Source organism: Motiliproteus coralliicola, from assembly GCF_003345655.1.
GTDB classification, from domain to species: Bacteria; Pseudomonadota; Gammaproteobacteria; order Pseudomonadales; family Balneatricaceae; genus Motiliproteus; species Motiliproteus coralliicola.
Window position 1 is genome coordinate 381,521 of sequence record NZ_QQOH01000001.1, and the last position, 21,494, is coordinate 403,014.

Annotated in this window: 18 protein-coding genes, 1 tRNA gene, 1 other RNA gene and 1 pseudogene; 8 read left to right on the top strand and 13 right to left on the bottom strand. The window is 55.4% G+C overall.

Going from position 1 to position 21,494, the window contains the following annotated elements:
• Positions 1-140: 140 nt before the first annotated feature.
• From DV711_RS01820 to DV711_RS01835, 3 genes are all read right to left on the bottom strand, one after another.
• Positions 141-2,165, bottom strand: coding sequence for a hypothetical protein (locus DV711_RS01820; RefSeq protein ID WP_114693938.1), 2,025 nt, complete (start codon positions 2,163-2,165; stop codon positions 141-143).
• Positions 2,166-2,310: 145 nt separating this feature from the next.
• Positions 2,311-2,751: a CopD family copper resistance protein gene (locus tag DV711_RS01825; protein ID WP_114693939.1), complete on the bottom strand. Its 441-nt coding sequence runs from the start codon at positions 2,749-2,751 to the stop codon at positions 2,311-2,313.
• Between the two features lie 373 nt (positions 2,752-3,124).
• Entirely contained in the window at positions 3,125-3,337 is a 213-nt protein-coding gene (locus DV711_RS01835) for a hypothetical protein (protein ID WP_114693941.1), read from the bottom strand.
• Between the two features lie 169 nt (positions 3,338-3,506).
• On the opposite strand from DV711_RS01835, the gene DV711_RS01840 reads away from it, so the two are divergent.
• Positions 3,507-3,758: a DUF6482 family protein gene (locus DV711_RS01840; RefSeq protein ID WP_114693942.1), complete on the top strand. Its 252-nt coding sequence runs from the start codon at positions 3,507-3,509 to the stop codon at positions 3,756-3,758.
• Positions 3,759-3,879: 121 nt separating this feature from the next.
• Here the strand turns inward: DV711_RS01840 and DV711_RS19275 are convergent, their stop codons facing one another.
• A complete protein-coding gene (locus DV711_RS19275) occupies positions 3,880-4,074 on the bottom strand; it encodes a hypothetical protein (RefSeq protein ID WP_133297381.1) in 195 nt (64 codons plus the stop codon).
• Here DV711_RS19275 and DV711_RS01845 point away from each other — a divergent pair.
• Positions 4,073-4,975 (top strand): DMT family transporter, encoded by a 903-nt coding sequence (locus DV711_RS01845; protein WP_114694885.1) that lies wholly within the window; start codon positions 4,073-4,075, stop codon positions 4,973-4,975. The genes DV711_RS19275 and DV711_RS01845 overlap by 2 nt on opposite strands.
• 95 nt (positions 4,976-5,070) lie before the next feature.
• On the opposite strand, the gene DV711_RS01850 is transcribed toward DV711_RS01845, so the two are convergent.
• A complete protein-coding gene (locus DV711_RS01850) occupies positions 5,071-6,501 on the bottom strand; it encodes an NAD(P)/FAD-dependent oxidoreductase (RefSeq protein ID WP_114693943.1) in 1,431 nt (476 codons plus the stop codon).
• A gap of 340 nt (positions 6,502-6,841) precedes the next feature.
• Here DV711_RS01850 and DV711_RS01855 point away from each other — a divergent pair.
• Both DV711_RS01855 and DV711_RS01860 read left to right on the top strand, forming a co-directional pair.
• Positions 6,842-6,918, top strand: a tRNA-Val gene (locus tag DV711_RS01855).
• A 44-nt stretch (positions 6,919-6,962) separates the two neighbouring features.
• Positions 6,963-7,096: non-coding RNA, RtT sRNA (locus tag DV711_RS01860), on the top strand.
• A gap of 82 nt (positions 7,097-7,178) precedes the next feature.
• Here DV711_RS01860 and DV711_RS01865 read toward each other — a convergent pair.
• A complete protein-coding gene (locus DV711_RS01865) occupies positions 7,179-8,309 on the bottom strand; it encodes an FRG domain-containing protein (protein ID WP_114693944.1) in 1,131 nt (376 codons plus the stop codon).
• 984 nt (positions 8,310-9,293) lie between these two features.
• Positions 9,294-9,935: a DsbA family protein gene (locus DV711_RS01870; protein ID WP_114693945.1), complete on the bottom strand. Its 642-nt coding sequence runs from the start codon at positions 9,933-9,935 to the stop codon at positions 9,294-9,296.
• 730 nt (positions 9,936-10,665) lie between these two features.
• Between DV711_RS01870 and DV711_RS01875 the strand changes: the two genes are divergently transcribed.
• Entirely contained in the window at positions 10,666-10,935 is a 270-nt protein-coding gene (locus tag DV711_RS01875; RefSeq protein ID WP_114693946.1) for a hypothetical protein, read from the top strand.
• 378 nt (positions 10,936-11,313) lie between these two features.
• Here the strand turns inward: DV711_RS01875 and DV711_RS01880 are convergent, their stop codons facing one another.
• Complete coding sequence (locus DV711_RS01880; RefSeq protein ID WP_114693947.1) at positions 11,314-11,931, bottom strand: TetR/AcrR family transcriptional regulator; 618 nt, start codon at positions 11,929-11,931, stop codon at positions 11,314-11,316.
• A 185-nt stretch (positions 11,932-12,116) separates the two neighbouring features.
• Between DV711_RS01880 and DV711_RS01885 the strand changes: the two genes are divergently transcribed.
• Positions 12,117-13,799: an acyl-CoA dehydrogenase family protein gene (locus DV711_RS01885; protein ID WP_114693948.1), complete on the top strand. Its 1,683-nt coding sequence runs from the start codon at positions 12,117-12,119 to the stop codon at positions 13,797-13,799.
• Positions 13,800-14,148: 349 nt separating this feature from the next.
• Here DV711_RS01885 and DV711_RS01890 read toward each other — a convergent pair whose 3' ends face one another.
• Positions 14,149-14,886, bottom strand: coding sequence for a substrate-binding periplasmic protein (locus DV711_RS01890; protein ID WP_114693949.1), 738 nt, complete (start codon positions 14,884-14,886; stop codon positions 14,149-14,151).
• Positions 14,887-15,149: 263 nt separating this feature from the next.
• Between DV711_RS01890 and DV711_RS01895 the strand changes: the two genes are divergently transcribed.
• Positions 15,150-16,682: an ATP-binding protein gene (locus DV711_RS01895; protein ID WP_114693950.1), complete on the top strand. Its 1,533-nt coding sequence runs from the start codon at positions 15,150-15,152 to the stop codon at positions 16,680-16,682.
• Between the two features lie 135 nt (positions 16,683-16,817).
• Here the strand turns inward: DV711_RS01895 and DV711_RS01900 are convergent.
• Both DV711_RS01900 and DV711_RS01905 read right to left on the bottom strand, forming a co-directional pair.
• Positions 16,818-17,548 (bottom strand): annotated as a pseudogene (locus DV711_RS01900) (IS5 family transposase).
• A 114-nt stretch (positions 17,549-17,662) separates the two neighbouring features.
• Complete coding sequence (locus tag DV711_RS01905; RefSeq protein WP_114693952.1) at positions 17,663-18,805, bottom strand: acyl-CoA dehydrogenase family protein; 1,143 nt, start codon at positions 18,803-18,805, stop codon at positions 17,663-17,665.
• Positions 18,806-19,145: 340 nt separating this feature from the next.
• Between DV711_RS01905 and DV711_RS01910 the strand changes: the two genes are divergently transcribed.
• A complete protein-coding gene (locus tag DV711_RS01910) occupies positions 19,146-19,919 on the top strand; it encodes an enoyl-CoA hydratase (RefSeq protein WP_114693953.1) in 774 nt (257 codons plus the stop codon).
• A gap of 77 nt (positions 19,920-19,996) precedes the next feature.
• Here DV711_RS01910 and DV711_RS01915 read toward each other — a convergent pair whose 3' ends face one another.
• Together DV711_RS01915 and DV711_RS01920 are read right to left on the bottom strand one after the other, a co-directional pair.
• Entirely contained in the window at positions 19,997-20,614 is a 618-nt protein-coding gene (locus DV711_RS01915; protein WP_114693954.1) for a glutathione S-transferase family protein, read from the bottom strand.
• Between the two features lie 46 nt (positions 20,615-20,660).
• A complete protein-coding gene (locus DV711_RS01920; protein ID WP_114693955.1) occupies positions 20,661-21,488 on the bottom strand; it encodes an SDR family oxidoreductase in 828 nt (275 codons plus the stop codon).
• Positions 21,489-21,494: the final 6 nt, after the last annotated feature.

The following is a 21,494-nucleotide window of genomic DNA, read 5'->3' on the forward strand; positions in this document are numbered from 1 at the left end:
TATCTTTTGTTGCAAATAAGTCCAGCCTTTTTATCCGGAAATTCAACGGACTGGATCTGGATCAAGAATGGAGAGGGAATAAACAAAAACGGCTACCCGGAGGTAGCCGTTTGCGGTTGATTGTTGAGTCGAATCGACGCTTACTTGGCGCTGACCCGAACCTTGGCGGCCATCACCATGGCGGTGTTATTGCTGGTCACCTTGGGAACATTGTCGGCGTCGATATCTTCACCTTCGCCATCGACGTACTGCTCACCGGAGTCGCCCAGCCATTCGGCCAGCTGCATGCCCTGGTCGGTGCTGGAGCCGTTGATCACGCCCTTGAACCAGCTAACGTAGCGCTGGGCCAGGGTTTCCAGTTCCAGTGCAGCGGCGTTTTCACCCTCTTCGTTCTTCAGGTGCAGCATCGCTTCACGCAGACCGGCGGAGATCGCCGCTGCGGTCCAAGGCGTGTGCTCGGTGGCTTGACCCGGCTTCTGTGCCCAGGTGTCGATTGCCTTGTCGAACAGCTGCTCGTCGACGGCCAGGTACAGCTTGCGGGCAGCATCGCGGTATTGGCTGTCTTCGGTCGCCAGGAAGGCGGCGGTCAGGCCACGAACCACGGCGAACTGCGCATCCAGTGACTGGCCTTGGTCGGCCTTGCCACCCAGGGTAGTGCCGTCGATCGCCAGACCGTTATCGCCGATCAGGTTGGCCAGGATAAAGTTGGCCTGAGCGCGGATCATCTCCAGCGCACGCTTACCCTGAGCAGATTTCAGGTCAACATCGCCACCCTCGGCGGAGGCGTAACCGACCGGCAGTGCGTCCTGCGAGCGTTGGAAGATCGACAGGGCAACCAGGCTGTAGGCCGCGTCGTAGGTGGTAACGTGCTGGCTCTGCTTACCGTTGTAGCTGTCCACCAGGGTGCCGACGCTACGGTTGAAGTGCAGCGCATCCAGATTCTTAAACAGCATCCCGGCCAGGTTTGACGCCACCGAGAAGGCATCGTCGGCTTTGACATCGTTGCTGATGTCGGCATCGACGTTGGCCTTGGGTGCGGCTGCGAAAGGCGCGCCGTCAAATACCGCGGCGAAAGCCGGGTTCTGACCGCTGTTGGCTTCACGCTGATCGGAGAAAGCGAAATATTCGCTGACCGGCCACAGCAGCAGCCAGGTGTCGCGCAGGCTGGAGCTGGCATCGGTCACTTTGAGTCCATCGATCGCCTTAACACCGTTGGCCGTGCCTTCGCTGACCGCGACCTGATGGGGGAACCAGACCACACCCTTGGACGGATCGTAGTCCGGGGTGATGGCGGCGCCCAGTTTGTTGCCGTCAAAGCCCAGCTGGTCTTGTAGGATCAGCAGCTTGTCCAGCGACATTTCGGTCAGGATCACGCCGTTCATGCCGTCAACGGCGGAAACGCCCAGCGCGTGAACACCGTCCTGATCTTGGGTGGATGCCGAGGCTTCGACCTCCTCATCGCTGTCGATCACGTGCATGCCGCCGAGGAAGTCCTGGGACCACATCACTTCTTTCAGCAGGATACCGCCGATAGCGGCCGGGTTGATCACCTTCTCGGTCTGGCTGTCGGTCCATGCCAGGCTGGCGTAATCGCGGTAGTAGGCCGGAATCTTAGTGTTCAGGGTACGGGCCTTACCGTTTGAGTCCAGGTGCTCGACCTCATCGCCGTTGACGACGCTGGTATCCACCGGACCGGCAAACTCCGGCAGGGCTGCCTGGTAGGGCAGGGAGATCGGGTACAGGTTCAGCGGAATCTCTTCGGCCGGGTACTTGACCGAGTCAGCCAGCTCCATAAAACGCTGGCCCAGTGCACCCAGATCACCACCGCGCTGCTTGTTCAGCGGGCCGTTGGCCAGGTGGGGGCCGCTCTGGGACTGGTAGTTGAGGGCGTACATCGCCTCTTCGGAATACTCGTAGCTTTCGATACCGGCGCTGTAGTCGAACGCGGTCGGTTGGTTAACCTGATCCGGATCCAGTACGTCCAGGTCCAGGCCCAGGCTTTCAGCCAGCGGTTCGCCGGACAGTTCGAATTCGGTGTAAGCCAGGAAAGAGCCTGCCGGCAGTGCGCGCTTGTCGAGCACCTCAACCTGCGGGCCGGCTTGTGCGGCGGTGGCACTGAGCAGCATGGCTGCGCTAATCGCCAACGAAAGCTTCTGCTTCTTCAACGGTATTCCCCTTCAACAGTAATGATTTATCAGCTTGCGAATGATAAACCGATGCTATTGGTAATGGGAATACCTATCATTAATAATTTTCTTCTTGTCCGGATTATCTCCGTTGATTCTTGATATGGCTCAGTTTTGTCGGCAATCACCAGCTCACATAGAACATCGCCTTGGCAAGAATGACGATGACAAACATCTGGATCAGCAGCTCGCGGTGGCCCAGCTTAAAGCGACCGGAGTCCAGCGTGCCTTTGATCGAACGACGCAGGGTCATGACCAGCTGCACCAGCACTGCTACCACCAGCAGCAGCTTGATGGACAGCAGGGTGCCGAAACTGCTCGATAACGGTGACATCAGCACGGCGCGATGGTGATAGCCCAGCGTTAATCCGCTGAGAACCAGGGCGATCACCACAAAAGGCATGATGCGGCGACCGCGCTTCTGGATTAACAACTCCAGCTGCCCCATGGTTTGGGGTGCAATTTGCGGGCGGATGCCTTCGATAATCAAAACCTCAAAGGCCACGACCCCGATAAACAGGATGGCGCAGATCAGATGAATGGTATGAGCCAGTCCGTAACCCATGTAACTCTCCCTGGATGAACGTGAAAACCTGGAAACTGCGATCAATGCTCGGCCTAATTCCGGTCAAGCTGAATGATCTGAATCAAGCAGGGAGTTGGCGATTGAACGGATTGATATATGACAAAAAAGGGACGTTTTCGTACCCAAAAGGGTTGAATCGAATATACGATTTTGACTCGTCCGAGGGCGTGCAATGCCTTCCTGAAGGGGCGCAGAGCGGCAATCCGGGGTTATCAATCCCGCTATCAAGGCTGAGCGAGCCAAACTTGAGCAACAACAAGTCGAACAGGCGCAGAACGACGCGAGCTAAGGCTACAGGCGTCTCGACTCAAAAGCCCCGGAATGCCGGGGCTTTTTTCTGAAGGGGTAACGGTCAGTGATGGTGATGATGGTGGTGATGGTGCTCACTGTAGAACCAGCCAACCGACAGGCACAGCGCACCAAATGCCAGTAACGCTGATGCAGCCAGGGTCTGGCTGCCCGGAGTGGCGGCGATTAGAAACAGGAAGCCCATCATCAGGCAAAACAGGGCAAAGGCGGTTACCAGGTTCACCTTTTTGCCGTTGCCAAATTCGCTATTCAGCATCTCGGTTCTCCTGTAGTTACAACCTCTTATTATACCGCTCCTGCTGCCATGACTGGCTGAAACCGGTTAATCCAGACCGCCGTCTTGCTTGAACTTAACAGCAACGCCCGGGTCTACTGGAAACTACCGAGGAAGGGGATTTATCAGTCATTTTCCGGAGGATAAGCCAATGGATGTTCAAGCCTTTGAGCGCCAGGCCCGTAGCGGTACGGTCGACGCCGTCAATATTCTTTCACACGAGGGCGATATCTACACCGCCGAAGTAGTCATCCACGGTCGCAGTCATACCCTGGAATCGACCGATCGCCACCAACCGTTGGTGTTTCACAGTTACCGTGAAGCTAAACGCTCCTTTGCTTCCTATTCGGTACCGATCCGGCTCGAAGCCAGCCAGGTCTACGACGAGATGATCAGCCACTGATAGCTGGCCAACTTGCGACTAAAGCACTGAAAATTAGTTTTGACTTCATAACCCGATCGACGCCATGATCGGGTTATGAATATTTTCAACGCCATCTTTTTTGTATCCCGACGACCGCAGGTCAGCAAACGCTGGCACCTGCGAGTGCTCGCGTGTCGGTCGGGATGGCGTGGTTCGATGATGAAGTGATCTGATTTACTGAATTGAACAAAGTATTCCCGGCCGCGGCTTTCACCGCGGCTTTTTTTTGCCTCGGTGTTGGAGCGGCTTTTTTAGTCCTGCGGAAATAACTGCGCAGCAACATGGAGGTCATCATGTCCACCCCTATCGCCTATGCGACCGTGATTGTTATCTGGTCGACCACACCTCTGGCTATCATCTGGAGCAGCGAAACCGTCACCCCAGTGATGGCAGCGATGCTGCGTATGATGCTGGCTGCCGTGGTGGGCCTGGGGTTGCTACGCTGGCTGCGTATCCCGTTGCCTTGGCATGGCCCGGCGCTGAAAAGCTACCTCTACGCCACGCTGGGAGTCTACGGCGCCATGTTCACCACCTACATGGCGGCCAGCCAGCTCAGTTCGGGGCTAATCTCGCTGATCTTCGGCATGTCGCCGATCGTGTCTGGCCTGCTGGCCCAGTTCTGGTTGGGTGAGAAGGCGTTTAGCCCGCTGCGCTGGTTGGCATTGCTGCTGGCGCTGTCTGGCCTTGGCTGGGTACTTAGCGATGGTTTGGTGATTGAAACCTCGGCGTTAGCGGCCGTTGGCCTGATGCTGTTGGCGGTACTGCTGTTTAGCATCAGCGGGGTTCTGGTCAAGGGGGTTAGCGTTCAGATCCACCCGTTGGCGCAGACAGTAGGTGCCTTGTGCTGCTCGATACCGTTCTATGCGCTGAGCTGGTTGCTGATGGATGGCCAGTTGCCTGACCTGAATGGAGGAGGACGCTCGCTGGCGGCGATCATCTACCTGGGACTGTTCGGTTCGCTGGTGGGCTTTGTCGCCTACTACTACATCCTCCAGCAGCTGGCGGCCAGCACGGTGGCGTTGATCACCCTGATCACCCCGGTGCTGGCGATCTCGCTGGGCAGTCTGCTGAATCAGGAGCCGCTGACGTTGCGGTTGATTCAGGGTAGTGGCCTGATCTGCCTGGGATTGGCGCTGTACCAGTGGAGTGGCCGCAGGCTAGGCAGGGAGGTTAGTCAGCCTCAAGCGGCTGATTAGGGGACCAGTGGGCACTGGGCGACGGTCGAACGCCTATTCGGAGACGACCTCGGGTGGTCATCTCCGGGTGGGTGAAGCAAAGCCCTGTTGGCGGTTTAGCCGAGTTCGTTCTGGGTGATCGGGAAGCCCATCTTTTCGACCATGCTGATCCAGGGGTTGCGCCAACCGCCTTTGGCATCGACGGTATCCAGCGCGTACATGGTGATCTTGGCGCCCAGCCAGCGGAATGGCTCCGGCGGGATATAGCCGGGCAGACTGGTGGCGAACTGCATCCGGGTTTCCGGGATATCGTCGCCGTCCAGAATCGCCAGTCCGACGCGGGAGCCGAAGCGGGTCGCGGTGACACCGAAGCCGGAGTAGCCGCCGGCATAGATCATGTCGCCGTCGTAGTAGTGCTGGAAATGAACGGCCATCCGGGTGGTCAGCCCGATCGGACCGCTCCAGGCATGGGAGAAGCGGATGTCGCGCAGGCTGGGGAAGGTTTTGTAGAAGTTCTCCACCAGCGGCAGGAAGTTCTCCGCGCTACGATCGGCCTTGGGGTCGGTATCGTTATTGAAGAAATAGCCCAGCCGGCCACCGAACAGGATCCGGTTGTCGGCGGTCAGGCGCATGTAATTGAGCTGGGTACGGGTATCGTAGATGCCCTGGCGGTTCTTCCAGCCGATCGTCGCCATTTGCTCGTCGGTCAGTGGTTCGGTCACCACGATGCGATCGCGGATTGCCGCGACCCGGGTCTTGATCTTTTTATTGCCGGCGGCAAAGGCGTTGGTCGCCAACAGCACCTTATTGGCATTGATCGTGCCTTCCGGGGTGGTCACCCGAACGCCGGGTTTGAGGTGCTCGCTTGATTGCAGCGGGGTGTACTCGTAGATGCGTACGCCCAGCGACATAGCGGCGCGTTTCAGGCCCCAGGCCAGCTTGGCCGGGTGGACGGTGCCGCTGCGGCTTTTGGACCAGAGGCCGCCGTTGAACAGCGGTGAGTCCATCTGTTCGCGGACCTCGTCTTTATCGAGCAGGTAGGCGTCGTGGCCATAACGTTTGTAGAGTTCGTACTCTTTCTCGATATCGGCCAAGCCCTCTTCGCCGACGGCGACGGTCAGCTCGCCACCCCATTCGATATCGCAATCGATGTCGTAGCGTTCGATGGTGTCGCGAAAGCCGTCCAGGTTCTCCTTACCCAGCTCTTCCAGCGCATCGATATCCTGCGGGAACAGGCGGGCCGCATTCTCTAGTCCGTGCATTACCGAGGTCGACAAAATCGCCGCGGGGCGACCGGAAGCACCGATGGCGATGCACTGGGCCTCGATGATCACCACCTCGCGATCCGGGTTCTGTTCTTTGGCATGAATCGCCGCCCACAAGCCGGTAAAACCCGCACCGACGATCAACAGATCGCAGCTGATACTGTCTTTAAGGGAAGGCTCGGGATCGGGAGCCTGGGCATTGTCGAGCCAGTAAGGGAAGAATTTGGTTTTAAGCAGCGCTTTACGCGCCTGGGCATGCTCGGATGTAGCTTGGTAAGTCATGACGAAAACCCGGTCTGGAAACCATAGTGGTTGTTGTTATCGATGGTGGCTTCATGATGCCGTTCGTTGATAACCGGCGGTATACCCTCAACAGGGGGCGATTACCCTGAAACGGGTAGGTTGGTGACGGGTGAAAATGTGGTGGTGTTGTCGCTTGGCTTAACCATTGATTATTGCGTGTACAGTCGCTGAAACCAGCATCAGTGCTGAGAATTGCGGGTTTTTTGAACGATTAAAAATTGATTAAATTTTTGTGTCATCAGACTGTTGACCGCCCTCCGGGACTCTGTATAATGCCCGCCGTACATGAGGAGCGACACACACCGCACCGGAATGTAATAGGACTATAGCTCAGTTGGTTAGAGCGCTACCTTGACATGGTAGAGGTCGGCAGTTCGAATCTGCCTAGTCCTACCAAATTTAGAAAAGCCCGCATTTACTGCGGGCTTTTTGCATTCTGCGATGTGAGTATTGTTTGGCAGATGAGAACTGCCGAAGGCAGTCGAGCCGAGCGAAGCGAGACCACATCGGAGCCTGCGACGATAGCCCCGAAGGGGAAGGCGCGTAGCGACGTATAATCTGCCTAGTCCTACCAAATTCAGACTGTTTGATCAGTCGCTTAGAAGCCGAGTCTAGCTCGGCTTTTTTGGTTTGTGATTGATCCGGGTAACAAATGGTCAGTTGAAGTGTTTTGATCTCAACTGTTTACAAACACCGTCTAACCCAGGAAACAGCCCTCCCCAAGATAGTCCCATGCGGGATAGGTCTCTCATCACTTCTTTTCTCTCTGTCGATGGGATTGCGAACGCTCTGATGTACTCATCTGATTCACCAGAGTTATTAGCGATGATTCCCTCAATATCGTCTGCGCTACTGAACATGGTTACTGATTGTTGAGGCAATACACGAGTATTGCCGTAGCTCGGAAGCTCTAGTGTTTTGAGAAGCAATGCTGGCGATCGTAGTAGAGCCTGGTTACCGGCCATCTGTGACCACTTGCGTTCGTTGAAAACAAAAATTGTTACTTCTTTTTGTTTATCAAGAGCACTTGCATTTTCATATGCAAAGAAGGCTGCTACAAATGGGCTTCTTGTCCAGTCAAGAAGAGGGGTGGGATAACCGTGGTGTTGGGCTAGATTAAGCAATGCGCCTAAAGATCGATCATTTCTTATATCGTAGATATGGTCTGAGTCGGCATTTAAGAACCGCTCCACTTCAACAATCTCATGATCCAGATAAGCTTCTAAGTCGGCACGGCCTGTTCTATGGAAAGATGTTTGTAGCTTCCAGTGCCGTGCCTGACCTCTGTATACCAACCCTTCCTCAGCTTCGAGCGCTTTAGTTCTGAAGTCGGCCCAGGATATGCTCTCGCGCTTAATGCTAGAGCCGCCCGCTATGCGCCTTTCTAGAGTTGTAGAGCCTCTTTTTTCTTGCGTTGGATATTTGCTTACCCAGCTAACTTCCATTTCTGAGGGGCTTATGAGTTTTGCAGTGAATGTTGTGGTTAGCGGCCACTCAAAACCTGGATAATGGTCATTAATTAGTTTTATATCGGTTTCACTTAGAGGGAGGCCTTGTTGGGTATGGAACGTGGAATGCCCAGTCTCGCCAGTAAACTCGTGCTGGCCTACTTCTTTAGCAGTGAACTTTGACCAGTTCCAAATGTGTTCATCTTTACCGTTTATCTTTAAGGTCTCAAGTAGAGATATCCGTCCTTGATAAACTCCGTTGCGGCAATCAATGCTAGCAACCGTATAATTGCCTTCGGTTGATGTGCCATACCATTGTCCTTGTATGTGCCAGGCCATTACGACTCCTTGTAATCAGAACACAATCAGTGATTCTTGCACTCTTGGCCATGTTTGATCAATGACAACTTTCCTAGGTTGTCATTGGTTCAATGGAGGCTCTGGTAATCTAATTATGTTTTATAACAAGGTGTTATTTTATATACCTCAAGTGAAAATAGTTTGACCAAGGAAGGGAAGCACTGACTGAAAAATTTGGAAAATAGTGAGCTCCCGGCAGATTACATACCCGTAGGCTTTACAGCCAGAAAGTACCTTAATATGTCAGCTTGTTAGTTGAGGTTGTGGACCGCTAGGGCAGGATTTACCAGCTGTCTTGATTTTGGCTTGAGGTATGTCTTTTACTGAGTCGTAGAGGTCGAGGTTCGATTGATACAACATGTCCTCGCTGCTCGCCCCCTGTTGAAAGCACCAGTTCACCTCTGGGTTCCATGTTCCTTAATGCACTGATCCGCAATTACATGGTTTGCCTCCCTCTACAAACAACTAAGCCGAATGAATCGACCTACCTTTCGCAGCTACCTTTCAGCATTGCACTGAGTGCTTAGTGTTCGCGTAGTTTATCTAGCGCAACCGCTTGTAATTATTATTCTTGGTATCTTGGTATCTTGGTGATAGTTGATTCTTGCTCGTAGAGGCCTGACTGTATCAATAACTGCAGCAGTCAGATTCAACACCGCCTGAAATAACAAAAATTACGAATAGCAAGGCAGGCCAAACCCAGATGGGTAGGCTCCGCAGGTACTCAACAATTTTCCAGAATAGGTTCATAGGCTGAGTCTCAATCCCATGATTGCATCTTCAAAGCTGCCGGAAGTGCGCACAAACTTGAGTGGTGCCTTACCACCAGCGTCATAAGCCCACCAACTTCTTGATTCTGTCTGAACTGATCTTTGGATTCCAGAGGGTTATCAGCCCCAAATCGCGCTGTGATGCTGGCGGTAGTCAGGCCCTTCGACTGATGCAGATTGGCTGTTGAACGGCTTAGTTCAGGATCGAGAGGATCTGCTCGGGAGCCTGGAAGAACGGTTCTAACGAAATGACCTGGTGTTGACCGTTAACCGTGCAGACCAGAGTGGGGACGCCGCTGCTGCCAACCCGCTGCATCAGGGCTTCGGCCCGTTGTGCGATTGCCGTGGCCTCGACCGAAAGGCTTTCAGACGCTAGTGCCGCGCGGATCTGTTGCTCGGTCATGCTGCCATCCAGCAAGGGTTGCAGCGCTGCGATAATGGGTTCCGGATCGCTAGCAGAAAGCCCGTCGACATAGCGGGCCTTTTGGAGTCGGTGGGCGAGTGCCATTTCAGTGGCCGCACCCTGTGGGTGGACCAGAACGGCGGCCCGGGCGGTCAGTTCTGAGTTCAGCTCTTCGGTTTTCGAGCGCAGTATTTGCGTGACATAGGTTTGGCTGAATGGCTGGCCGGTCTGTTGAGCAATTCGCTGGTCTGCCCGTTCAGCGAATTGGCCGAAGCCGTTGCTCATTTTTAACTGAGCTCCGCCCTGAAACAGGCGGCGGTGCAGGGCGGTGATGTGGATGTCTGCCTGGACAAGCACGTCGAAAATCGGCGCGGCGCCATAACACCAGCCGCAGTAGGTGTCATAGATCAGGGTGAACTGCTGGTCGGACATTCAGAGGGCCTCGCTCACTCAGAAAACGGTAATCGACAACGAACGGGGGCGCAGCTTGGTGGTTTCGGCAAGCAAAATCAAGTTTGGAGCGACGGCAGGCGGGCGGCTGTAAAGGTTTTGTAGTCGGATCGCCGGCCAGGTTAATTCGATTCGACGCCCAGGGCCCGGAGGTAGACGGCTTGCAGTTGGGAACCCAGGTGCTTGGCCTGCCTTGTTCAACCGAAAACACATGGAATGAAGACTTCTACACCCTGTTTGTATTCCGAGTGGCGCATGCTTAAAGCTATCAAGTCCCTCTGTACTTAACAGGGCCTAAAGGGGCTAACACAGCTCCAGCTGCTCTTGACTGCCCATCTTGGCACTCCAGCGGACTCTGCATTGCTGTAGCGAGAACCCCGACTAGCTCCACCGCGATGAAGGCAACGGCTAGCCGTGAAAAGTCGCCGTGGCGATGCCCACATTTAGCCTCGCTTGAAGGATACGTGTGGGTGCGACTGTACAGCGGACCTCTTCGTGGTGTTGGGCGTGACGCTATTGGATAGAGAGCCGGGCTTGATTCTGAGAGGCGTTTTATAAGCAGGTACAGAGAGACGGTTTTTGGCATGTAGGGGGTAGAGGATGGCAGAGCGGGCAAAGCGATTGATTGGAAGGATCGGTTAAATTGCTGTTTTCGATCGTGACAGCGCAGGGATGGGTCAGCAATTGCCCGCACCCGCTAGGAGGACCATCCATGAATACAGTGCGTCTATTGCTCAAGGCGTTTTTGATCGTCGTTTATCTGCTTGGTTTGTGGCAGTTGGTTGAGCCCAACAGCTTCGGTATCCCGTTCTGGACGCTGTGGGTCGCCGTCGCGCTATGGATCGCCCATCTCGGTGAGTATCTATTCTTGCGCAGGCGTTTTGCGGGCTTGGCCGGGAGCGCTTTGCACCATTTCTGTCAGACGCTGCTGTTCGGATTTCTGCATTGGCTGCCGCTGCTACGCCGCCCGAACTCTAACTAACCGGCAATAAAACCGCGGGATTAATAGCGCATCACAAAGAAGTGCTGCCGCACTGTAAGCCTCGCGAGACGAGGGCGAAACGGTACCGTTCTTGTCAATTTCAACGTGCTACAAGGCGCGGTATTTTGATGCCAGGTTAATCGTTTCTCAGATCTCCTTATTACACTGCAAAAATGTTTTGGCAGGGTGGCGTAGTGCGCCTCCACAAAAAAAACTTTGGAACAGGCAACGGTGCAAGGCGGTGATTCGGATGTCCTCTTGGGCAAGCACATCGAGGATAGGCGCGGCGCCGCTTGGTGGTTTAAACGATTAAATTCAAGCTTGGACCGGCACAATACGGGCGGAGGTTGTGGCTGGCTTGTCGGATCGCCGGCCAGGTTAGTTCGATTCGGTTCCCAGGGCCCGGAGGCAGACGGCTTGCAGCTGGGGGACCAGGTGTTCGGCCTGCGGTGTCGACCGGCTGTCGTGCCAGTTCAAAGGCCCCACCAGGGTTTCGGCGATGATGCCCACCAGGGCGGAGGCGCTGATACCGGCATCCTGAGCGGCGAATTCACCGCGATCGATCCCTTCTTGAATCAAGCTCTGGAATAGGGTGGCGTAGCTGCGCCGGTAGTGGAGCCGTTCGGCCTCCACCAGGGCCCCGACCGGTTCGGCGATCAAGGCATAGGCAAGTCGCTGTCCCCGTAGGGCGCGAGCGGCAAAGTTGCTGATCACCGCGCGCAGCCGTTCGGCCGCCGATCCATCCTGGGTCACGAGGCTGCGTACCTGCTCCACTTCGACTTCGGTCGCGCAGCGAAACAGCTCGGCGCAGAGTTCCCCTTTATTGGTGAAATGCTTGTAGACGGTACCGGTCGCGACCCCCGCACGCTCTGCCGTGGCCGCGATGGTCATGGCATTGAAGCCGCCTTCTGCGACCAGGGCAGTGGCGGCATCGAGCAGTCTTTGTCGCTGGGCGGCCTGCTGGGCCTGTACCTTGGGTGTTTTTCTGTAAGCCATAGACGATTCGCCGATTGAGGACGGCAGTGTAGCGGTCGCGGTGGGGTGTGACAACGATCAGAAGTTAATAAATGAACCTACATTCACTTTATTGACAATGGTGTGAATTAGGGTTCATATTATTGGCGTTGTGTGATGGGCGCAGGCGCCCCCTTCGCCCCTTTGATAGCTGTTTGGAGCTTGCAATGAGTCAATTTGAACCCGATCGTCATGGTGCAAAAACCCACCAGGTGGAGAATCAACCGCCGCCGCTGTTGGACTACAACTCCTACACCATGGACCGGGCCTTATCCGAAGCGGTCGAGAGAGAGGGGGCGGCGGCGCAGATCGACAGCTTGAAAGCCTTTGGGGAGTTGACCGGTTCGGCGAAGGTGATCGAGTGGGGCGAGCAGGCCAACGCGAATCCGCCGCAACTGTTTACCCATGATCGTTACGGCAACCGCATCGATGAGGTGCGCTTCCACCCCAGTTACCACCAGCTGATGGCGATGTCGATCGAACATGGTCTGCATGCCTCTCACTGGCTGGCGCCGGGACCCGGTGCCCAGGTGGCGCGGGCGGCAAGGTTTTATCTGCAGACCCAGGTGGAAGCGTCGCACCTGTGTCCAGTGTGCATGACGTCGGCGGTGATTCCGGCACTGGCTCGGCAGCCGGAGGTGGCCGCCCAGTGGGCGCCCAGGATTCAGTCGCTCGCCTATGATCCCGGCAATCGCCAAAGCACCGATAAATCGGGCCTCACCATCGGCATGGCGATGACCGAAAAGCAGGGTGGCTCCGATGTGCAGGCCAACAGTACCCGGGCTTATCCGTTGGGGGCCGGCGGGCCGGGGCAGGCTTACGAGCTGGTGGGGCATAAGTACTTCGTGTCGGCGCCGATGAGCGATGCCTTTATGGTCTTGGCCCAGGCACCGGGGGGGCTGTCTTGCTTCCTGTTGCCGCGCTGGCGCCCTGACGGTAGCCGTAACCCGATTCAAATTCAGCGCCTGAAGCCCAAGATGGGCAATGTCGCCAACGCCTCCTGTGAAACCGAACTGCGCGGTGCCTGGGCTCAGATGATCGGTGATGAGGGGCGAGGGGTGGCCACCATTCTGCAGATGGTGAGCATGACCCGCTTCGATTGCATGATCGGCTCCAGCGCCGGCATGCGCCAAGCTGTGGTACAAGCGTTGCACCATGCCCATCATCGTCGAGCGTTCGGCAATCGACTGGTGGAGCAGCCGCTGATGCAGAATGTGCTGGCCGATCTGGTGGTCGAACAGGAAGCGGCATTGATGCTGACCATGCGGATCGCCAGGGCATTGGATGCCAGTGCCGATGACAGCTCAGAGAGGGACCTGGTGCGAATCGGTACTGCGCTGGGTAAGTACTGGATCTGCAAACGTACTCCCGGTCATGCCTACGAAGCGATGGAGTGTATCGGGGGCAGCGGGGTGATGGAGGATACCCCGATGCCGCGGTTGTACCGCGAAGCGCCGGTTAATGCTATTTGGGAGGGCAGCGGCAATGTGCAGTGTCTGGACCTGTTGAGGGTGCTGGCTAACAAGCCCCATACCCTGGAAACCTTGCTGCGGGAGATCGACCAGGCGGCCGGCATAGATCCGCAGCTCGATCGGTTTGTTGCCGATCTGACGCTTGAGTTGGGGGATCAGCACGAGCTGGAATACCGCTCTCGCGCGTTGGTGGAGCGGCTGGCGTTGGCGCTGCAGGGTTCGCTACTGGTGCGCTTCGGGGATGCGACGATCAGCGATGCCTTCTGCCGCTCACGCTTGGCTAACGGCAGCTCGGGTTACCTGTACGGTAATCTGCCCCGCGGTATCGACTGCAGCGCGATCATCGCGCGCGCCTGGCCGGGGTTCATTGCAGCCTAGGGCAAATGGCAATCGATAGAAGTGCAGGAAGTCTTTAACAGACTTCCTGCAGTACGTTTCTTAAGAGCTTGGATTGTCTCATGCTGAGGGACTTATTCGCAGTTACCCTTACCGGTCGCTGGTACGTAAGAATTCGCAACCTCTCCGAATCCATCAGGTTTCTCAGAAGCGGCCACTGGCCTTTTGAACACGGGGCATCCCTTGAGGGCACTTAGCAGCTGGTACAAAAAACACACTGAGGTTCAGCAAAGATCGCTGTGTGAATATGGCGAGGGGAAGTGTTGTATAAGAAAGTGAAAGCAACGGGCTTTCGTTCTTTGGGCAACGTCGCTTCCTTACGGGAATGGGATTATGGAAGAGCATGTAATTTAAGGTAGGTTTCGCTCATGGTTTTTTCGAGTTTACTCACAAGTTTCTTCCCATCGGCCACCTTGCTTGAGAGGACCAAGTAGACCTCTTTCTTCTGCAGAAGGTTGCTTTCGATGCCCTGCAGCCCCATTTCAGTGATGATCTGCTTACCTGGTTCTAGGTAATCGAGCACATAATCTACCTGCTTCGATTCCAATAACTTGAATGCGTCCTTGTGGTCCTCGGCGATATGTATCTTGAGAGCGCTGCTGGGCGCCAGCAACTGGCTAAGCAGTCCGCCATAGCCGTATCCACGCAGCAGCGCGACACGCTTACCGCGAAGGTCTTTGAGGCTTGCAACATCTGCAGTCTGCCGTTGGTGGTAGGCCAGTAGGCTCATGGTCATTATGGGTTTTTGGCCATACACGACTCGCCCTTCAACCAACGGATGGCGGATGATCATCAGTACATCGATGTTACCGCTGACAACCTCCTTCAGCGCCTCGGGAACCTCCATGAAATGGGGTTGCCATTGATATCCGATATCGGCCAAGGCCTCGTCGAGGATATCTATCAATATCCCCTCTGGTTTTCCCGATGAGGACTGGCTGTAATAGGGCGGCATATTAAATAGCCCAACCCGAAGCTGGCGTTGTTCTGCGTGGACTGGAGCGATGAGGTTAGGCACCAATAGACAAAACACTATCAGTGGCCGCATTTGGGTGATTATCCTTTTCATGACTTTGCCCCTCCCTTGATGGTTAATTATGGCCTAACTGTGCCAAACTGTTGATGTTTTCTTGAGCTTCCGTTGGTCAGAGTGGTCTTCTTTGACTTGGAACAAGCAGCAGATCATTAGGGCAGACAGACGAGCTAGGGGGAAAGCTGAAGATCGTTAGGTGCCCCATAGTTTATGTACAAATCTCCCTAGCACAGGGGAAAGACAATCGATATATATTCAGGACAACAGGGCTCGCCTGTTGGGCCACACAAGGAGAGTGTATGGATATCATCACACAGCTGGCGCTAAAAAACCGGTTGCTACATTTTCTGTTAATCGGCATCAGCCTCTGCTTTGTCAGCCTGGCGGCATTCTTCTCCTATTCCCAGAGGGAATATTATCATGAGGAGCTTCACCAGGATCTGGCGAAGATCGCCCAATTGACCGAGACCAGTCTGGGCGGAGCGCTGATAGCCCGCGCCGACTGGGTTTCCCAGGACATACTGGAACAACTCTTGGAATACGATTCCTTTCTGGAGATTGCTGTGCTGTTTTACCCTGATGGTTCCATTCAGAGCTCAGTGCTAAAAGAGCACCTTAGCCACCCTGAGCTCCCCCCGTTTAAGGCAGCAAGTGATGAGCATCTCCATCATGCCCATGAGGCTCATTTCCCCATTCGTATCGGCGATAATGAGGAGATCGCTGGCGTATTGTTTCTAAGGGCAAACCTAAGCCAAATTGACGCTGAAATGAAGCGATTCTATGCAACCCAGTTGTTGGCGCTGCTGGTGGTGTTAACCATGACATACGCTTTTGGTCGCAAGTTGCAGACGGTGATCACCACACCTTATAAACAGCAACAACAAATGCTGGAAAAACAGGTGGCGGAACGTACCGCCCAATTGGTAGAGGAGGTCCATGAGCGCAAACAGGCCGAGGAGGAACTGCAGGCCGAAAAGCAGATACATCTGGAGCTGATCGACAAGCTGGAACAAGCCCAGAATCAGCTGCTGCAATCTGAGAAAATGGCCTCGATCGGCCAATTAGCCGCCGGGGTTGCTCATGAGATAAATAACCCGGTGGGCTACATCAGCTCCAATCTCAATACCGTGCACGACTATATCGATGGCCTACTCAGACTGGTCAATGCCTATGAACGAGAAGGTAAGATTTCGAAGTATTTACCGGCTCTGGCCGAAGAGGTTGCTGCAATCAAGGAGGAGATCGATTTTAGTTTCCTAAAGGAGGATTCTACTGCTCTGGTAGACGAGTCAAAGGATGGAATCGAACGGGTTAAAATGATTATCCAGGATTTAAAGGATTTCTCTCGCTCGGATTCCAAGGAGTATCAGCTGTACGACCTGCATCACGGGATTGAGAGCACGCTCAACATCGTCAGCAACGAGATTAAGTACAAGGCGCTTGTGGTCAAGGAGTTTGGCGATCTGCCACAAGTATTTTGCTGCCTGCCACAAATTAATCAGGTGGTACTCAATCTGGTGATCAATGCAGCCCAGGCGATCGAAGACCGAGGTACGATCACCCTGCGTACTGGAGTGGAAGGCGATAAAGCCTGGTTTGAAGTGGAGGACACCGGCAAGGGAATCGCCGATGTAGATCGCAAGTGGATATTCGACCCTTTTTTCACCACCAAACCGGTGGGCGTAGGGACGGGGTTGGGCTTATCGCTGTCCTACGGTATCGTCCGGGATCACGAAGGTGAGATTGAGGTACACAGTGAGCTGGGGGTGGGAACACGATTCAGGGTTTGGTTGCCTCTCAAAAAAAATGCGCAGGATGACCGAACCGCCTGACCTAGGGTAACTACGATTAAGTCCCGTTTTTTGGACCACTCTGCCTATCAAGCCGAAAAGGCGGCCTAGTCGTCCAAACATTGCTCGTTTCTGCCCATCTGCATGCCGGTTTTCCGGCAAGCAGACGGATTTATCCTACGCTCGCAGTATCTGATCCACCCTGGCGATGTTCGCCAACATAAAGAGCATCGCCAGCTTGCTGTCATTCTTCATCAGCCCACGATAGCGGGTTTTGATGAAATCAAACTGACACTTTATGATCCGAAACGGATGTTCAACCTTGGCTCGGATGCTGGCCTTCATGTATTCGATGCTCAGCAAGGTTTTATTGATTTGTGGGTGCTTTCTCGGTTCCTTGACCTTGCTAGGGCCCTCGGCGATATGCCAATCGACCGGCTCATCTTTGAGTTCGTCGCGTTTCTCAACCCCTCGATAGCCATTGTCAGCAAAGACGAACTCTTCTTCACCATGCAATAGATTTGCTGCCTGGTTTAGGTCGTGCTCGTTGGCGGCTGTCGTCGTAAAACTATGCGTAAGGCCAGATCCGGCGTCTACGCCAATATGGGCCTTCATCCCGAAATGCCACTGATTGCCTTTCTTTGTTTGGTGCATTTCAGGATCACGCTTACCCGCTTTGTTGTCGATGGAACTAGGGGCTTCAATGATAGTGGCATCCATCAACGTGCCTTCTTTAATTAACGGATAAGGGCGACGACCATTGCCTGCCTTTGGATAGTGAGGCTCTATCACCGCTATCAAGCGAGACCAGGGAATCAGATTTTCCATGCGACCAAGAAACTTCTCTTTGCGAGCTTGACGAGTTTGTTGGTGAACTCGCTATCAGCGAAGGAGAGTTGTTGGTCCATGAAAAGCCCTCAGTACATCAGAGCTTGGATTGTCTCATGCTGAGGGACTTATTCGCAGTTACCCTAATCAGTCCCGGCAGCCGGGCTTAGGAAGCGGATGCCGGGACTAAGAAGTTACTCTTTAACCAGGTCGCGCGAAATCACCTCTTTCATAATCTCGGAAGTGCCGGCGTAGATCGTTTGAATCCGGGCGTCGACATAGAAGCGTGAAATCGGGTATTCGCTGGTATAGCCGTAGCCGCCGAACAGTTGCAGGCATTGATCGACCACTCGCTTTTGCATCTCGGTGACGCTGAGCTTGAGGGTTGCCGCCTCCACGGTGGTCATCGTCTTGGCTTCGTATTTGGCCATGCAATGATTCAGGTAGGCATTGCTGAGCTCGATATCGGTGTGGATCTCTGCCAGTTGGAAGCGGGTATTCTGGAAGTCGGCGATGCGCTGGCGGAAGGCGCGGCGCTCTTTGACGTAGTCGATGGTCAGCTCCAACGCGCCTTCGGCCGATCCCACCGCCTGGGTAGCACAGCCCAGACGCTCCCGCGGCAGTTCCTGCATCAGGTAGAAGAATCCGTGGTTTTCCTCACCCAGCAGGGCGTCGGCGGGGACGCGTAGGTTGTCGAAGAACAGCTCGGCGGTATCGCTGCTGTGCTGACCGATCTTCTCGATCTGCTTACCGCGAGAGAATCCGGGCAGGCTGGCATCGACCAGGAACAGCGAGATTCCCTTGGCGCCGGCATCGGGGTCGGTCTTGGCGCAGACGATCACCAGGTCGGCGTGGATGCCGTTGGTGATAAAGGTCTTGCTACCGTTGAGGATCCAGTCGTCGCCGTCACGAACCGCGCTGGTCCGAATCGCCGCCAGGTCGCTGCCCGCGCCCGGCTCGGTCATGGCGATGGCGCCGACACAGTCACCGGTCACCATCGGCGGCAGCCACTGCTGTTTCTGGCTGTCCGAACCGATATGCCAGATGTAGGGCGCGACGATGTTGGAGTGGATGTTGTAAGCCGAGGCCAGGCCGCCGAAGCAGAGGCGGGACATCTCTCGGAGTATTAGCTGGCAGACTTCGAAGGATGCGCCGGCGGCGCCATACTGCTCGTCGAGATCGGGGCACAGCATGCCGGCCTGGCCCAGGGTGTGCCAGATCTCGCGGGGCATGATGCCCGCTTTTTCCCAGGCCTCGTAGTGGGGGGCCACCTCCTGTTCCAGTGCGCGAAGGGTCATATCTCGAAATAGTTGCAGTTCTTCGGCATTACCGGTCATAGGTCGAATTCCTTGGCTGAAATGGTGATGGCGGTGGCTGGCAATCAAGCGTGACAATGGCGTTACACAGCTACCGATGATAGCCCCAGTTTGCTCAACCTCTTAGTTTCAGACAATGATCAAAGATGACAGTCTAAATAGACAAAAAGTTACATGCATTGGTCTTTGAGTTCAGTTATTAGGCTGTTTGGCTGAGTTGTTGTTTTATAAGTAAAAGACAAAACCGATCACACCAAGCGCTTGATAGGCTTGCTGCCTTTGTGTAGGGTGATTTGCATTGCAAGAGCTGTCGCTCTGTCATAAAGAGAATGAATCCACAGGTTAAGTAGAGGAGAGCAGAATGGCGAATCAAGGGGTTAATATCCGCGAAGAGGGCGCTGTACGGGTGCTCGAGCTGGATAATCCGGCACGTCGTAATGCCTTGTCATTGGCGATGTACACCGAGCTGAGGCTGCAACTGGAGGCGGCTGAGCGTGAAGCGTCGGTTCGAGCGCTGGTGATCAGCGGCAGTCAGGAGGTGTTCTGCAGCGGCAATGATCTTGATGATTTTATCTCCGGACCGCGGATGAATCAGAACCACCCCACCATCCGTTTTATGGAGGCGTTGCGGGCCTTCAGTAAACCGGTGGTTGCTGCCGTCGAAGGGCCTGCGGTAGGGATTGGGACCACGCTGCTGCTCCACTGTGATCTGGTCTACGCCGGTAAGTCGGCGTTTTTGCAGATGCCGTTCGTGCAGTTGGGAATCTGTCCCGAGTACGGCTCCAGCTACCTGCTGCCTCGGATGATGGGGTATCAGCGGGCGGCGGAGCTGCTGATGCTAGGCGAGCGCATCACCGCTGAGCAGGGACAGGCGATGGGGCTGATCAATCAGGTGGTGGCTGACGCAGAGGCACTGCAGCAGGCCATGAGCGCGGCGCAACGGTTGGCAGCGGCGCCGCCGAGGGCGATGCGTGAATGCAAGCGGCTGCTGGTGGAAGGTCAGCGCGAACGGATTTCGGCTGCGATGGATGATGAACTGAAAGTCTTAGCTGTTGCGCTCGGGTACGGCGAGATGGAAGAAGCGGTTACCGCGTTTAAGGAGAAGCGGGCGCCGGATTTCAGCCGGTTCAGCTAGTCCCCGTAGCAAACGCTTCAAGGGCCCGCTGTTCTGCCGGGCCCTATCACATACTACCGCTGCCTTCGTTGTTCTGATTAGCTATTAGCGAGGGCCCGCTGCAATGCGGGACGACACTTCAGGCGTGCCAGGTACTCCCGGGTTTGGGGGGTATAGTCCTTGCTCGTATCGGTTCCCAATTCCCCTAGTAGCAACGCATAGCCGACTGCAATATCGGCAATAGTGAAGCGATCGTCGCAGAGGAAATCGTGCTGTTCCAGATGGGCATCGAGCTTGCGCAGCCGAGCCAGATACCATTGGCGGTAATCCTCCGCCACCTGGGGTTGCTTCCGCTCATCCGGTTCAAACTGGCCGTAACGCAGCACCAGGGTTTGCGGGAAGGTCAGGGTCGCGTCACTGTGGTAGAGCCAGTTCAGGTAGGCGCCATATTCGGGATGCTCGGGAGGCAGTCCGAAATCGTAACGCTGATATTTTTCCACCAGATAATGGCCGATGGCGCTTGATTCGGTCATCTCGGTGTCACCGTCGCGGAAAAAGGGGACGGTCCCCAGCGGATTGATCTCCAGGTAGTCCTTGTGGAAGACACGGGGCGGAAATTGCAGTGTCTCCAGGCGGTAATCCAGCCCCATCTCCTCCAACGCCCACAGCGGTCGCAGTGAGCGGGAGTCCTTACAGTGCCAAAGCGTGATTGTCATTCATTGCTCCTCGGTAGCGTTGTCTGCCGGTTTCGGGTGGCTGGCGTCAGGGATCGACGAACAGGTCGATCTGCAACTCGACGCAGTCGGGGGCGTGGTTGTAGTGCTCGAAATCCTGGTAGCCCCTGTCTCGGAGCAGATCCTCATCGATAAAGGTTTCGCCGCTGACAGCCCGGCTGTCGCTGGTCAAGATCTCGTAGGCCGCATCGGCCATGATCGCCGGTTTGCGGGAGGCATTGAGCAGATCCTTGTCGATGGCAAATTCCACCGCCGCTGTCGCGATGGTGGTCTTTGGCCACAGCGCGTTGGAGGCGATGCCGTGGTCTCGCAGCTCCTCCGCCAGTCCGAGCGCAATCAGGCTCATGCTGTACTTGGTCAGGGTGTAGGGAATATGGGCCCCCAACCAGTGCTTGCCGAGATTGAGGGGCGGCGACAGGGTGATGATGTGCGGATTGTCAGATCGCTTCAGGTAGGGGATGGCGGCTTGAGAACAGGCCAGGGTCCCCCGGGTATTGATCGAATGGATCAAGTCGAAGCGCTTCAGCGGTGTGTTCTGGCTGTTCTCCAGAAAGATGGCGCTGGCGTTGTTGATCAACGCATCGATACCGCCGAAGGTGTCCGCCGCCAGTTCCATGGCCTGCTGCACCTGCTGCTCGTCGCGGACATCCAGCTTGATGGCCAGCGCCTTACCGCCGGCTGCCTCAACTTCCTTGGCGACGCTGTGAATGGTGCCGGCCAGTTTCGGGTGCGGCTGGCCGGACTTGGCGGCGATCACAATATTGGCGCCATCCCGGGCACAGCGCAGGGCGATCTCGCGACCGATTCCGCGGCTGGCGCCGGTGATAAAGATCGTTCGATTGGACAAACTTGCCATGGGCAG

Excerpts from the sequence above, each read along its gene's own strand:
- DV711_RS19275 (WP_133297381.1), bottom strand. The coding sequence starts at position 4,074 with ATGATGACCTCCATGTTGCTGCGCAGTTATTTCCGCAGGACTAAAAAA.
- DV711_RS01880 (WP_114693947.1), bottom strand. The coding sequence starts at position 11,931 with ATGGCTTACAGAAAAACACCCAAGGTACAGGCCCAGCAGGCCGCCCAG.
- DV711_RS01890 (WP_114693949.1), bottom strand. The coding sequence starts at position 14,886 with ATGAAAAGGATAATCACCCAAATGCGGCCACTGATAGTGTTTTGTCTA.
- DV711_RS01840 (WP_114693942.1), top strand. The coding sequence starts at position 3,507 with ATGGATGTTCAAGCCTTTGAGCGCCAGGCCCGTAGCGGTACGGTCGAC.
- DV711_RS01850 (WP_114693943.1), bottom strand. The coding sequence starts at position 6,501 with ATGACTTACCAAGCTACATCCGAGCATGCCCAGGCGCGTAAAGCGCTG.
- DV711_RS01895 (WP_114693950.1), top strand. The coding sequence starts at position 15,150 with ATGGATATCATCACACAGCTGGCGCTAAAAAACCGGTTGCTACATTTT.
- DV711_RS01835 (WP_114693941.1), bottom strand. The coding sequence starts at position 3,337 with ATGCTGAATAGCGAATTTGGCAACGGCAAAAAGGTGAACCTGGTAACC.
- DV711_RS01910 (WP_114693953.1), top strand. The coding sequence starts at position 19,146 with ATGGCGAATCAAGGGGTTAATATCCGCGAAGAGGGCGCTGTACGGGTG.
- DV711_RS01905 (WP_114693952.1), bottom strand. The coding sequence starts at position 18,805 with ATGACCGGTAATGCCGAAGAACTGCAACTATTTCGAGATATGACCCTT.
- DV711_RS01845 (WP_114694885.1), top strand. The coding sequence starts at position 4,073 with ATGTCCACCCCTATCGCCTATGCGACCGTGATTGTTATCTGGTCGACC.
- DV711_RS01825 (WP_114693939.1), bottom strand. The coding sequence starts at position 2,751 with ATGGGTTACGGACTGGCTCATACCATTCATCTGATCTGCGCCATCCTG.
- DV711_RS01920 (WP_114693955.1), bottom strand. The coding sequence starts at position 21,488 with ATGGCAAGTTTGTCCAATCGAACGATCTTTATCACCGGCGCCAGCCGC.
- DV711_RS01885 (WP_114693948.1), top strand. The coding sequence starts at position 12,117 with ATGAGTCAATTTGAACCCGATCGTCATGGTGCAAAAACCCACCAGGTG.
- DV711_RS01870 (WP_114693945.1), bottom strand. The coding sequence starts at position 9,935 with ATGTCCGACCAGCAGTTCACCCTGATCTATGACACCTACTGCGGCTGG.
- DV711_RS01875 (WP_114693946.1), top strand. The coding sequence starts at position 10,666 with ATGAATACAGTGCGTCTATTGCTCAAGGCGTTTTTGATCGTCGTTTAT.
- DV711_RS01865 (WP_114693944.1), bottom strand. The coding sequence starts at position 8,309 with ATGGCCTGGCACATACAAGGACAATGGTATGGCACATCAACCGAAGGC.
- DV711_RS01915 (WP_114693954.1), bottom strand. The coding sequence starts at position 20,614 with ATGACAATCACGCTTTGGCACTGTAAGGACTCCCGCTCACTGCGACCG.